At 60.9% G+C, this 12,446-nt stretch carries 15 protein-coding genes; 5 read left to right on the top strand and 10 right to left on the bottom strand.

What is annotated here, in order from left to right; translation table 11 throughout:
* Positions 1-167: 167 nt before the first annotated feature.
* The 4 genes from ACKJSM_RS05035 to ACKJSM_RS05020 all read left to right on the top strand — a co-directional run bounded on the left by ACKJSM_RS05035 (position 168) and on the right by ACKJSM_RS05020 (position 2,152).
* Positions 168-593 carry a hypothetical protein gene (locus tag ACKJSM_RS05035; RefSeq protein ID WP_236179723.1) on the top strand — a complete coding sequence of 142 codons (426 nt, stop codon included), beginning with the start codon at positions 168-170 and terminating at the stop codon, positions 591-593.
* Positions 594-602: 9 nt separating this feature from the next.
* Positions 603-1,064: an XAC2610-related protein gene (locus tag ACKJSM_RS05030; protein ID WP_410236799.1), complete on the top strand. Its 462-nt coding sequence runs from the start codon at positions 603-605 to the stop codon at positions 1,062-1,064.
* Positions 1,065-1,084: 20 nt separating this feature from the next.
* Positions 1,085-1,447: a lysozyme inhibitor LprI family protein gene (locus ACKJSM_RS05025; RefSeq protein ID WP_410236798.1), complete on the top strand. Its 363-nt coding sequence runs from the start codon at positions 1,085-1,087 to the stop codon at positions 1,445-1,447.
* Positions 1,448-1,768: 321 nt separating this feature from the next.
* Complete coding sequence (locus tag ACKJSM_RS05020) at positions 1,769-2,152, top strand: SCP2 sterol-binding domain-containing protein (protein WP_236179700.1); 384 nt, start codon at positions 1,769-1,771, stop codon at positions 2,150-2,152.
* Positions 2,153-2,188: 36 nt separating this feature from the next.
* Here ACKJSM_RS05020 and ACKJSM_RS05015 read toward each other — a convergent pair whose 3' ends face one another.
* From ACKJSM_RS05015 to exbB, 8 genes are all read right to left on the bottom strand, one after another.
* Complete coding sequence (locus tag ACKJSM_RS05015) at positions 2,189-2,950, bottom strand: Fic/DOC family protein (RefSeq protein ID WP_339486389.1); 762 nt, start codon at positions 2,948-2,950, stop codon at positions 2,189-2,191.
* Positions 2,947-3,204 (bottom strand): hypothetical protein, encoded by a 258-nt coding sequence (locus ACKJSM_RS05010; protein ID WP_039765180.1) that lies wholly within the window; start codon positions 3,202-3,204, stop codon positions 2,947-2,949. The genes ACKJSM_RS05015 and ACKJSM_RS05010 overlap by 4 nt, the downstream gene beginning before the upstream one ends.
* Positions 3,205-3,341: 137 nt before the next feature.
* Entirely contained in the window at positions 3,342-4,742 is a 1,401-nt protein-coding gene (locus tag ACKJSM_RS05005; RefSeq protein ID WP_236179689.1) for an aminoacyl-tRNA deacylase and HDOD domain-containing protein, read from the bottom strand.
* A gap of 79 nt (positions 4,743-4,821) precedes the next feature.
* Entirely contained in the window at positions 4,822-6,897 is a 2,076-nt protein-coding gene (recG, locus tag ACKJSM_RS05000; RefSeq protein WP_410236796.1) for an ATP-dependent DNA helicase RecG, read from the bottom strand.
* A 9-nt stretch (positions 6,898-6,906) separates the two neighbouring features.
* Positions 6,907-7,836 (bottom strand): hydrogen peroxide-inducible genes activator, encoded by a 930-nt coding sequence (locus ACKJSM_RS04995; protein ID WP_064379831.1) that lies wholly within the window; start codon positions 7,834-7,836, stop codon positions 6,907-6,909.
* Between the two features lie 175 nt (positions 7,837-8,011).
* Positions 8,012-8,758: a TonB family protein gene (locus ACKJSM_RS04990; protein WP_236179685.1), complete on the bottom strand. Its 747-nt coding sequence runs from the start codon at positions 8,756-8,758 to the stop codon at positions 8,012-8,014.
* Positions 8,755-9,183, bottom strand: a complete 429-nt coding sequence (gene exbD, locus ACKJSM_RS04985) for a TonB system transport protein ExbD (protein ID WP_236179683.1) — start codon at positions 9,181-9,183, stop codon at positions 8,755-8,757. The genes ACKJSM_RS04990 and exbD overlap by 4 nt, the downstream gene beginning before the upstream one ends.
* 6 nt (positions 9,184-9,189) lie before the next feature.
* Positions 9,190-10,143 carry a tonB-system energizer ExbB gene (gene exbB / locus ACKJSM_RS04980; protein WP_236179682.1) on the bottom strand — a complete coding sequence of 318 codons (954 nt, stop codon included), beginning with the start codon at positions 10,141-10,143 and terminating at the stop codon, positions 9,190-9,192.
* A gap of 188 nt (positions 10,144-10,331) precedes the next feature.
* On the opposite strand from exbB, the gene ACKJSM_RS04975 reads away from it, so the two are divergent.
* Positions 10,332-11,189 carry an SDR family oxidoreductase gene (locus ACKJSM_RS04975; protein WP_236179680.1) on the top strand — a complete coding sequence of 286 codons (858 nt, stop codon included), beginning with the start codon at positions 10,332-10,334 and terminating at the stop codon, positions 11,187-11,189.
* 63 nt (positions 11,190-11,252) lie between these two features.
* Here ACKJSM_RS04975 and ACKJSM_RS04970 read toward each other — a convergent pair whose 3' ends face one another.
* Together ACKJSM_RS04970 and ACKJSM_RS04965 are read right to left on the bottom strand one after the other, a co-directional pair.
* Complete coding sequence (locus ACKJSM_RS04970) at positions 11,253-11,993, bottom strand: hypothetical protein (RefSeq protein WP_236182305.1); 741 nt, start codon at positions 11,991-11,993, stop codon at positions 11,253-11,255.
* A 72-nt stretch (positions 11,994-12,065) separates the two neighbouring features.
* On the bottom strand, positions 12,066-12,446 hold the full coding sequence (locus ACKJSM_RS04965) for a RidA family protein (RefSeq protein WP_085685905.1): 381 nt from the start codon (positions 12,444-12,446) through the stop codon (positions 12,066-12,068).

Raw genomic sequence — 12,446 nt, 5'->3', positions numbered from 1 at the left:
CAGCGGAAAATCCATATCTCTCGCTACGTGCCATTTCTTAATCTGCTCCAATCAACGAACGAAAAGTGTACGTTGCGTTGACCGGTTGAGCCCGCCGTCCACTTTTTTATAGCAGCGCTACATTGGTTTTTTGAGAAAACGTCCGTGGTTAACGAGTTTCGATAAATATGAAAAAGTCATATTTTGGTTTTTGGGCGTTATTTCCTTACGCCGCCCACAGCGCAGTCACCAGCGAATCACTCTGCTTCGAACGCTCTGAAACCAGTCCGGTGAAGTTCGAATTCCGAACCTTTTACGACGCTTCCAGCAAATGGTCTGGCGGCTACGTCAAGTACGCCAAGTCCAGCGAGCCAATTTCCATTGTGTTGACGGATACCCAGAACGAAATGCTCGGCGCCGACGTCCCTTGGCAGAGCACCAGAAGCTGGTCTGAAGTCATCAGCGGCAAGGTCTCAGGGATCTACGAGCTCGTGACTCAAGGAACGCAGATCGTCTCGATGACGTACACGAAGAAGTCCAACGGCAAGGTTTACTATTTTGGAAATAACACCAGCGTCGATTCCTCTTTGGAGTCCGGATGCAAGTGGGAGTAGGGCGGATACATGAGATCAAAAACGCTAGCAGTATCAATGCTCGGTCTGCTGTGGGCGATGCCGGTGTTAGCCGAAACCACTACGTTCAGCCCAACCAAAGGCGTCGAAGCAACGCTGGTTCTCGAAGGCTCCACGCTGAACATCGCGGTCAAAGGCGAAACGAATAACGAGTCGCGGACAATCGATTTTCAAGCTGAAAACGAACTCCATGTGCAGTTCGATGATTTCAATTTCGACGGCGCCAAGGATTTCGCGATCTGGCAACTCGATGACGGCATGGGCACTTACCACTATTACCGGGTGTTCATTTACCAAGCCAAAACCGGCACCTTCCAAGAGTTGCAGCCAGACTGCGGCGATGGTTTCGTTAATTTGCGCGTCGACAAAAAGCGTAAAGCGTTGCTCAGCACCTATTGGGAAATGAACATACCCAAGCAATGCGTCACCCGGTTCGCCAAACGCAAAGCCTGAATGACTCAAGGAAGAACACAGTGAAACGTTTTGTTTTTACCCTGCTGGCCGTGCTGCTGCCTTTTTCAGCGGTGTACGCGCAGGATGACTGCAGCCATGTCACCTCAAGCCTGGAAATGGTGCCCTGCTCGGAGGCGGCGAAGAAGGCTGCCGATACGCAGCTGAACGTCAGCTACAAGCAATTGATGGCGCGGCTTGAGACCGACTATCGAGCAGATCCGGCATTGGGCGCGGAGTACGCGGCGAAGGTTAAAGAGTCGCAACGCGCGTGGCTGAAATTGCGCGATGCGAATTGTCCGTTGGAGGCATTCGAGATCGAGACGGGGATGCCGGCGCATGTGTTTGCGGTTAAGAGGTTATCGATGAACCCCAAGCACGCCTAGTTCATGGACAGCACCGCAGTTTGAAGGACATTTCCCAAGGATTTGCGGGGTAGAGGAACAAGAAACCACTGCTATCGGCAGCTCCTACAGGAATGCGTTTCTTCAGGTGTAGGACGGGAGGATGGTGTGACGCGGAGCGTCACGGGATGCATTCCCAAGCAGAGCGTGGGAACGATCGGGTTCAGGGGCTGGAATTCGTGACTTGGTAGTCATCTGGCAGGAAAAGCGCTGCATCGTCTTCTATCAGTCTTGGATAGTGGCGAATCCATCCGAATCCCTTACACTCCCCCAGCCGTTCATTTTCCTTTTGAGGCTGTGCGCATGAAATTTCGTTTTCTTCTGTGGATGCTGGGTCTGTTGATGGGTAAGGCCAGTCGGACAAATCCTGCGTTCCAGCAGCAGTTGGGTGACAAGGATCTGGTGTTTCAGCTGCAGACTCTGGACGGGAAGGTGGCGCGGCATTTCGTGGTGAAAGGCCAGCGCATTACCAGCAAGTCCGGGGTGGTGGCGGAGCCGGCGTTTGCGATTGCGTTCAAGGATGCGGCGTTCGGGTTTGCCACGATGCAGGCGAAGAACAAGCAGCTGGCGTTCATGCAGGGGATTCAGGACAAGTCGATCCAGCTCAAGGGCAATCCGGCGCTGGTGATGTGGTTTCAGGGGTTGATGAAGTATTTGAAGCTGCGGAAGGCCAAGCCGAAGTCATAGGGCTTTCAGGCAGCTTGTCGGGACGGGCCTGCCTTTTCAGCTTTCGGGCTCGGGAGGCTCGGCGTCCAGGGGCTGGGCCCGGTATGTCTTGTAGATCTGCTGGACTTGCGGGTTGTCCAGGTTCTCGTAAGTGATGTCTTCCTTGTCCAGGCCATCCAGGCCTCGGATGCCACTAATGGTCTCTGGCCATTCGTCACGACTGGATATATCGACTACGAACGGGTTGAGGTAGTTATCGAGATGCCTTTCGCGCGGCTCTCGGATCTCGTCGCTGAGGGCCCGCAAGTAGTCGTCTTTGTTTGTTCTTGACCAGTCGATGGCGAACCCGGCTCGATAACAGAGTTCCATGAAGACCAATAGAATCGCGCGTCCATTGCCGTCCAGGAAGGGGTGTGCGAAAGCCAGTTGGCCCATCACTCCACCGGGATGGTCTCTGAAGCGTTTTTTGTCTGATGCGAGCTTGAGCGCATAGTCGACAGACATTTTGATGGAGTCCGGGCGCTCGAAGACGGTGCTGCGAGGGTCGTCGAGAGAGCCCTTGAAGACTGCCAGGTGGGGGACAAGCTCGTTTCGGTCTTTTCCTGCCCAGTGATAGAAGCCGGAGAACAGGATTTCGTGAACCTTGAGTACAGTCTGGTAATCGATTGGCTTTTTCTTGGCCAGATAGGCAAGCGCCTCTTCGATACTCAATTCGAACGAAAGATGCTCTGACTCTTTTACTTCAACGGGATCTTTCAGTTGCAGCGAGTTTTGAAGATATCCAGCCGTGTCGAAGTCGCCGAACGGATCAAAAGTCATGCGCTACGTTTCTGTGCGCGCCTTTCTTGAAGATAGCGCCCTTGGAGCGCCAGGATTTCAGATTTGCTCAGAACGCCTTTTCGCTTGAGATTGACGAGCAACTGTTCGATGCCATCCAGCTCGACGACATCGCCAGACAAGCGGGTAATCCCCACGGCCATACGACTCATGCCGTCACGACTGGCTGTAACCTTGTTGTCTTTGGCAAGCTTGCGCACTTCGCTTGCAACGCTGACAGCATCTGTTTGGGTCATCGGAAATTCCTCTGAATGCCGTCAAATCATAGCAGGGCGCTTGTTTGCTGTCGTTGCTGGCAAAGTGGCCGAAATCTGTGGAGCCAGGGCCCTATCTGCAATCAAGACAGGCCCTGGTTGACGTTCCGAAGAATGCTTTAAGCCTGGCTGAACTGCGAAGCCAGTTCACGCAACAACACTTCCGCCTCAAGCACTTTGCTGACCACGTCATTGGCTTTGTCGCGCGTCAGGCCAACACGCTCCAGCAGCGCATCCGGAATGTCTTCATCCGGGCCGGAGCCGATTCCGCGACTGCGCAGCAGGCGCACGGCCAGGCAGACGAGGTTCGGGTATTCGGCGTAGGCGCCGTCGTAGTTCGGGTCGTGCTGGAAGCGCAGGGCGGTGGCCAGTTCGTCCGGCATGTCCCAGTAGCGCATCAGCCAGGAGCCGATCTGTTCGCGGCTGATGCCCAGCAGGTGTTGCTCGACAAAGCTGTGGCACAGGTGCGGGTTGACCTCCAGGTGGCGGCAGATCAGCGAGAAGTGCGGCGGAAACACGTGGGCCAGCAGCAGGTAGCCGAAGTTGTGCAGCAGGCCGGCGAGGTAGGTCAGGCCGGATTCCGGACGCTGGGCACGCGGCATGGCGCGGGTCAGGCCTTCGATGACGGCGGCGGTGTAGATCGACTGCTGCCAGTACGGCGTGGTGTGTTGCGGGTGGTCTTTCGGCAGGCTCAGGGTCTTGCCGAGGGCCAGGCCCAGCGCCAGGTTGATCACCAGGTCGAAGCCCAGCACGCGGACGATCGCGTCTTCCACCGAACGGATCTTGCCCGGCGAGGCGTAGTACGGCGACGCCGCCCAGCTCACCACTTGCGCAGCCAGCGCCGGGTCGGTTTCGACCACGCCGGTGATGTCGTCGATGGTGGCGTTCGGGTCGACGCGCAGCTTGATGATTTTTTGCGCGGTTTCGGCCAGCGGCGGAATCTCGATGGTCGCTTCCAGACGTTGCTGGATGCGTCGCGCGGTGAACGCCTGCACGGCCTGGGTGATTTCCTCGCGGTCATCGTCCGGGCGGTCGAGGTTTGGGCGGATGCTGCTCAGGGCTTCGCCGAAGTTGGCGGCGCTGGCCTTGGTCAGCATGGTCTTGAAGTCTTCGCTGGCGATTTCCAGCAGCAGGCCCGGCTCGCCGGAGTTGATCAGCAACTTCGGCTCGCGCAGCAGGCTTTCTTCGTAGAGGCACGGCGAGCTGGTCAGCGCCGGCAGGCCCGGCAGCAGGCTCAGGCTGTGTTTGCCGAGCATCTTTTCCAGGCGCTCGGTGGACACGGCGGTCAGGCGACGGCCCGTCAGCTCGGCGAGGCGGTTGAGATCCAGCAACTGGCTCTGTGGAAACAGCACCATCAGCGCACCGACCGCGTCGTCCAGCAACACCGCCTGCACTTTGCGCGAGGCGTTGAGGCCGTGGTGGTCGAGCACTTCTTCGTAGGCGACGCCCAGCTTGTTGAGCAGCAGCCGAATAACAGACGGAGCGTGCGGGGATTCGGGGGCGAGAGCAGCTTCGGTCATGGTCTGTATCCGTTTTTGAAACAATTGCAGGAGTATAACCAGCTTGGTTCGAACGAGCTGTCAGAAACTGCGACGGTGCTCACACTTGGCCGTATTGCTGCCCGTGTCGCAGCCAGCGATCGAGCAACGGGCTGACGTGGGTGGGCCAGCGTTCTAGCAAAGCCTGGGCGGCATCGCGCACGGCGGGCAACAGATCGGCGTCGCGCATCAGGTCGGCGACCTTGAATTGCAGCAGGCCGGTCTGGCGGGTGCCGAGCATTTCGCCGGGGCCGCGCAGTTCGAGGTCTTTTTCGGCGATGACGAAACCGTCGTTGGTCTCGCGCATGATGCCCAGGCGCTGGCGGCCGATCTGTGACAGCGGCGGATGGTAGAGCAGCACGCAATGGCTGACCGCGCTGCCCCGGCCGACACGACCGCGCAACTGGTGCAGTTGCGCAAGGCCCAGGCGCTCGGGGTTTTCGATGATCATCAGGCTGGCGTTGGGCACGTCGACGCCGACTTCGATCACGGTGGTGGCGACCAGCAGTTGCAGGTTACCGGCCTTGAATTCGGCCATGACGGCGGCTTTCTCGGCAGGTTTCATGCGGCCGTGGATCAGCCCGACCTTAAGCTCGCCGAGTGCGGCGGTGAGGTCTTCGAACGTGGTTTCGGCGGCCTGACAGGTCAGCTCTTCGGACTCTTCGATCAGCGTGCACACCCAATAGGCCTGTCGACCTTCGGCGCAGGCGCTGCGCACCCGCTCGATGACTTCGACGCGACGGGTGTCGGTGACCAGCACGGTGTTGACCGGGGTTCGGCCGGGCGGCAATTCGTCGAGGATCGAGGTGTCGAGGTCGGCGTAGGCGCTCATCGCCAGTGTTCGCGGAATCGGCGTGGCGGTCATGATCAGTTGATGCGGGCACATGCGCCCGCCGACGCCTTTCTGCCGCAGCGCCAGACGTTGCTGCACGCCGAAGCGGTGTTGTTCGTCGATGATCACCAGCGCGAGGTTCTTGAACTGCACTTCGTCCTGGAACAGCGCGTGAGTGCCGACCACCATCGGCGTGCCGCTGGCGATCTGGTCCAGCGCGGCCACGCGGTTCTTGCCCTTGAGCTTGCCGGCCAGCCACGCCACGTCGATGCCCAGCGGTTCGAGCCAGCGCTTGAAGGTGATGAAGTGTTGCTCGGCGAGGATCTCGGTCGGCGCCATCAGCGCGACCTGATAGCCCGCTTCCAGCGCTTGCAGCGCAGCGAGGGCGGCGACCACGGTTTTGCCCGCGCCGACGTCGCCCTGAATCAGCCGCAGCATCGGTTCGTGCTGGCTGAGGTCGTAGGCGATTTCGTTGCCGACTCGTTGCTGAGCGCCGGTCGGGTTGAAGCCGAGGTTGGCCAGGTATTTCGCCGGCAGTTTGGTGGCTTTCGGCATCGCCGGCGCGCGCAGGGCGCGCATGCTTTCGCGCAGGCGCTGCTGCGATAGCTGGTGGGTCAGCAGTTCTTCGAAAGCCAGGCGATGCTGGGCCCAGTGATGGCCGAGGGCGAGTTCGTCGACGTCGGCATCGGCGGGCGGGTTGTGCAGGTAGCGGATCGCATCGGCCAGCGGCGCCAGTTGATAGTCGCGGGCCAGTTCGGTCGGCAGCCAGTCGGGCAGGGTGGATGGCTTGAGCAGGGTCAACGTCTGCATGCACAACTGGCGCAGGCGTGCCTGGGTCAGGCCTTCGGTCAGCGGGTAGACCGGGGTCAGGGTTTCATCCACCGGCGGCGGTTCGTCACCGTTGATGGCGCGGTATTCCGGGTGGTAGATCTCAAGTCCCGAGGCGCCGGGCCGGGCTTCGCCGTAGCAGCGAATCCGCGTGCCACGTTTGAGGCCTTCTTTCTGCGCGTTGCTGAAGTGGTAGAAGCGCAGGCTCAAGCCACCGGTGCCGTCCTGCAAGCGCACGACGAGGCTGCGGCGTCGGCCCATGACCACGTCGGCGCCGCTGACGGTGCCTTCGACCACGGCGTCCTGTCCCGGCCGCAACGCGCCGATCGGCACCACGCGGGTGCGATCCTGATAGCGCAGCGGCAGGTGGAACAGTACGTCCTGGAGGTTTTCCAGACCGACCTTGGCCAGTTTCTCGGCCATGGCTTCACCGACACCCTTGAGTGCGGTGACCGAGACCTGCGACAGCTCCGTCATGACGCTGGCTTAACCGGCCGTGACCGGTGCGGCTGGCTTGGCGACCGAGCACAGGCGAATGGAGTCGGCGAGGATCTCGATGGCTTTCGGCCGCGGGAAGCTGGCGCGCCAGGCGATGGCCACGGTGCGGAACGGCACCGGTGCCGACAGCGGACGCACTTCGATCACGCCCGGGGCGTAGTGATGGCTGTCCACCGCCGACAGCGGCAGGATCGAGATGCCCAGACCGGACGCGACCATGTGGCGAATGGTTTCCAGCGAGCTGGATTCGACCGTGGTGTGCTTGGCGCCGTCGTTGCCCTTGGTCAGGGTCGGGCAGGCTTCCAGCACTTGATCGCGGAAGCAGTGGCCTTCGCCGAGCAGCAGCAGGCTCTTGTCGTTGAGCAGGGCGGCATCGATGGATTCTTTTTGCGTCCACGGGTGCTGGGCCGGCATCAGGACGTAGAACGGCTCGTCGTAGAGTGGCAGGGTCAGCACGTCGGCTTCGTTGAACGGCAGGGCGATGATGATCGCGTCGAGCTCGCCGTTGCGCAGTTTGTCGCGCAGCACGTGGGTGAAGTTTTCTTCGATGTACAACGGCATTTGCGGGGCGACCCGGTGCAGTTGCGGAATCAGGTGCGGGAACAGGTACGGGCCGACGGTGTAGATCGCGCCGACTTTCAGCGGGGCGGTCAGTTGGTTCTTGCCGGCCTGGGCCAGTTCGCGGATACCCTGGGCCTGCTCCAGCACTTTCTGCGCCTGGGCGACGATGCCTTCGCCGACCGGGGTCAGGCGCACGGCGCTTTTGCTGCGCTCGAAAATCAGCACACCGAGTTCGTCTTCAAGCTTTTTCACGCCCACCGACAGGGTCGGCTGGCTGACGTGGCAACGCTCGGCCGCGTGGCCGAAATGCTGCTCTTGGGCGAGGGTAACGATGTAGCGTAATTCTGTGAGAGTCATAGCAAGCGTCCATGAAGATGCGGGCCAAGCATACCGGCTGCAATCGATAGACGCACGTTATCAGACTGAGTGATGAATGCGACACCGGGCAATGCCGGTTTGCCGCGGATGGATAAGCAAAAGGCACCTTTCGGTGCCTATTTGGCTGGATCAAGCCGAGCTCCGCGAGCGCGGATCAGCGGCGGCGTTCCAGCGAGTACACAAACGGCGCAACGATTTCGATCGCGCCATTGGTCAGCATATCGGCCGGTGGCTTGGGCAGCGGCTGGGCGCGGCGGATCATTTCCAGGGTGGCCCGGTCCAGATCAGCGTTGCCGGAGCGGCCCACCAGTTCGAACGACAGCACGTTGCCTTCGCCATCGACCACGAAACGCAACCGGTTCAAGCCTTCCTTGCCCCGTGCCTGAGCGCTGGCCGGGTACTTCTTGTACTTGGCCAGATGCGCAAGCAAGGCGCCTTGCCAGCTGGCCTTGGCGGCCATTTGTGCAGGCGACGGGCCCGGTGCCGGCTGGGCGGATTTCTCCGTCGGGGCCTGAGTTGGCTGGGTGTCGGCCGGCTTCTCTTCGGACGGCTTCTCCTTCGGCGGATCGGGCAGTTTCTTCTCGATCGGCTTCGGCGGTTTGGGTTTCGGCTTGGGCTTGGGTTTGGGCACCGCGATCTCGGCTTTTGGTGCTTCGGCCAGTTTCGGGATCGGCAGTTCTTCAACCGGAGCCGGTGGCTGCGGTGGTGTGACGACTTTCGGCGGTGCGGGCGGTGGCGGGGCTGGAACCGGTGCCAGCTCGACCATCATTGCCTGCGGCGGCAATTCGATGGGCGGGCGGGCGGTCCAGTTCAGCGCCAGCGCGATGGCCAGCGCGTGAACGCCCAGCACCACGGCCAGGCTACCGCTGTAACGCGTCAGCTTATGGCGCGTGGTGATCATTTCTTGACTGCGCTCTCGAGCCCGACCAGGCCAACCTTCAGGTAACCGGCAGCGCGCAGGTTATCCATCACGCCCATCAGGTCGCCGTAATCCACGCCTTTGTCGGCCTGGAAGAAGATCGTCGTGTCTTTCTTGCCCTGGGTCTTGGCGTCGAGTGCGGCGCCGAGGGTTTCGGCTTTCACTTCGTCATCGCCCAGGAACAGGCGCTGGTCAGCCTTCACGCTGAGGAACACCGGTTTCTCGGGCCGCGGCGCCGGTTTGGCGGTCGAGGCAGGCAGGTCGACCTTGATGTCTACGGTGGCCAACGGCGCGGCCACCATGAAGATGATCAACAGCACCAGCATCACGTCGATGAACGGCGTGACGTTGATTTCGTGGTTCTCGGCCAGATCGTCGTCTGCGCCTTCTTTCAAATGCAGGCCCATGGCCGATTACCCCACTTTCACCATGTGCGGTTGCGAGCTGTTGCGCTCAGGCTGGTGGTCGAGGTCGCGGCTGACCAGCAGCAGCACCTGAGCCGACGCATCGGACACCTGAGCCTTGTAACCGGCGATGGAGCGGGCGAACACGTTGTAGATGACCACGGCAGGAATCGCGGCCACCAGACCCAGCGCGGTGGCCAGCAGCGCTTCAGCGATACCCGGTGCTACGACAGCAAGGTTGGTGGTCTGGGTTTTGGCGATGCCGATGAAGCTGTTCATGATGCCCCACACGGTGCCGAACAGGCCGACGAACGGTGCGGTGGAACCGATGGTGGCGAGGACGCCGGTGCCGCTGCTCATGTTGCGACCACAGGCGGCCACCAGACGCTCGAGACGGAAGCTGACGCGTTCCTTGATGCCTTCTTTCTCGCGGGCGTTGGTCGACAGGCGCATTTCTTCCAGCGCGTCGTGTACCAGCAGGTTGGCGAGGGTGCCTTCCTTCGCGGCGGTGGCGCTGGCCTCTTTGAGCGTGGCGGCTTTTTTCAGGGCGGCAATCTCGCCGCGCAGACGACGCTTGGCACCCATCAGCTCGAAGCCCTTGGCGATCCAGATTGTCCAGGTGATGATCGAGGCGATGGCCAGGCCGATCATCACGGCTTTAACGATCACATCGGCGTTCTGGTACATGCCCCATGGCGACAGATCGTGGGCCATGCCCAGGCTGTTGTCGGCTTCGAGGACTTGCGGTGCGTCGGCGGCGCTGGTGTCTACGGCCTGCACCGGATCGGTCGCGGCAGGTGCGGCGGCCGGAGCGCTCTGCTCGGTGGCGGCTGGCGCGGCCGGGGCTTGTGTGTCAGCGAAGGCGGCAACCGGCGCCAGCATCAGGCTGAGCAGCAGGGCAGCCACGGCGCTCCAGGCGCGAGGTCGGTTGGTTGGCGAAGCGGAGTTTTGAATGCGTGTCATGCTGGCCGGACCTGAGATAGAAAAACGGTGATGCTCTTCCCGGCCTCGTGAGGCCGAGAACAAAAGTGGCGTGCATTATTGCAAGTAATTCTTGTTAACAGAAGTAATAGAGTTGCTTTTTTTCCTTCATTGCTAGCCGCTCGTCCCTTGCCGAGGCTAGTCTGTCGCTTTCCGATGGGAGATTTTTGATGTCCGCGCCTTCTGTTTTGATCGCCGGTTGCGGTGATGTCGGCAGCCGTCTGGCCACGCAATTGCTGGCTGCCGGCTTCCAGGTCTACGGCCTGCGCCGTGATATTTCACGTTTGCCGGACGGCGTCATCGGTGTAGCCGGTGACCTGTTCAATGAAGATTGCCCCGAGACCTGGCCGGTGGGTGCTATCGATTACCTGGTGTATAGCGCGGCGGCCACCGATCACGATGAGGCCGGTTATCGCGCGGCGTATGTGCAGGGTTTGCAGCATGTGCTGGGTTGGCTGAACGATTACGGACAGGAGCCTGAGCGGCTGCTGTTTGTTTCCAGCAGCAGTGTTTACGGGCAGCAGAACGGCGAATGGGTCGATGAAAAATCCGAAACCGTCGCTGCGGGTTATTCCGGTCGGGTGATGCTGGAGGCCGAGCAGGTTGCGCTCAATAGCGGCATTCCCGCGAGCATCGTGCGCCTGACCGGTATTTACGGTCCCGGCCGTGAGTGGCTGTTGACCCAGGTGCGTCGTGGTTATCGTGTGGCGGTCGATCCGCCACTGTACGGCAATCGCATTCATGCCGATGATGCGGCGGGGTTGATGGCGTTTCTGCTGGAGGCGGATCGCAAGGGTGTCGCGCTGGATGGCATCTATATCGGCGTGGACGATGCGCCGGCACCGCTGGCCGAGGTGGTGGCCTGGTTGCGTGAGTATCTGGGCGTCACCGAATGGTCGGAAGACGAGAGCGTGCGTCGCACCGGCAGCAAGCGTTGCAGCAATGCCCGGGCGAAGGCGTTGGGCTGGGTGCCGAAGTATCCGAGTTATCGCGAAGGTTACGCCGCGATTCTTGAGGGGCGCTGCTGACTCTCGGGCGTAAAAAAGGCGGGAGCCAATGCTTGCTCCCGCCTTTTCTGTCTCAAGCGTCGGTCACTGCTTTTCGAGCAACCACTTGCGCTCACCTGGGGTGAACTGCGGTTGTTCATCTGCCAGCGCCGTGTTCACGGCCTGTAGGATCTCCAGCTCTTTGCCCTTGCGTACGAAGATCCAGTTGTTGCCCTGGCCGTTCTGCTGCAGCCACATGCTGTCGTTGCCGCTGCTCATCGATGCGCAATCGCCTGCGAGGCACAGCGCATAGCGGTCGGCACCCGGCAGGCCGGAGACTTGGCCGTCAGCCTGGAATTGCACGGTGGCACCTTCGCCCTGGCCGCTGGTGATGGTCCAGTTGCCGCCCAGATAAGCGGAATACAGCGCGCGTTCGAAGCTGGCGCCGATCGGTGCGCCTTCCGGCACCGGAATCTGCGCGCGGTCGAAGACCTGTTCCGGTTCGTTTTCATTGGCGGCTTGTTGCAGTTGACCACCGTCACGTTTCAGCTCGCTGGCGGAGCTGCCGTAGAAGTCGACTTTCCAGGCGCCGGACTCCTCGCCGAGCAGGCGACCTTCGACGTTTTCAAAACCGTTGGTGTAGCGGGCCTGGCCGGCCTTGGTGTTGACGTCCCACTCCAGGTTCGGGCCGTAAGCCTGAAGCGCTTCGCGCAGGGGGCCGCCCTTGGCAGCGGCATCGATGGCGACCTGATTGATCCAGGTGCCGCTGATGTCACGGTCGGCAGGGTTGCTGGCGCAACCGCCGAGGAAAATGGCGAGCAGCGAGAGAGCAAGCGCTTTGCGCATGGTGGAATCCTTTCAAAACCTTTTCTTTACCGCAGAGCAGTCGGCGCGGCGTCTGAGGCCGCGCCGTGCGCATTACTCGATGACCAGAATGGCATCCATTTCGACCTGCGAACCCTTTGGCAGGGCAGCCACGCCGATGGCGGCGCGCGCCGGGTAAGGCTGGTCGAAGTACTTGCCCATGATCTCGTTGACCTTGGCGAAGTGGCTCAGGTCGGTGAGGAAGATGTTCAGCTTGACGATGTCCTTGAACGAACCGCCGGCGGCTTCGGCCACGGCTTTCAGGTTCTCGAACACCTGGACGGTCTGGGCTTCGAAGCCTTCGACCAGTTCCATGGTTTTTGGATCGAGGGGAATCTGACCCGACATGTAAACGGTGTTACCGGCCTTGATCGCCTGGGAGTAAGTACCGATGGCGGCCGGGGCCTTGTCGCTGCTGATAACGGTCTTGGTCAT

This window comes from Pseudomonas sp. PHC1 (genome assembly GCF_046487845.1).
GTDB classification, from domain to species: Bacteria; Pseudomonadota; Gammaproteobacteria; order Pseudomonadales; family Pseudomonadaceae; genus Aquipseudomonas; species Aquipseudomonas sputi.
This window is presented reverse-complemented; position numbering and strand designations above follow the sequence as displayed.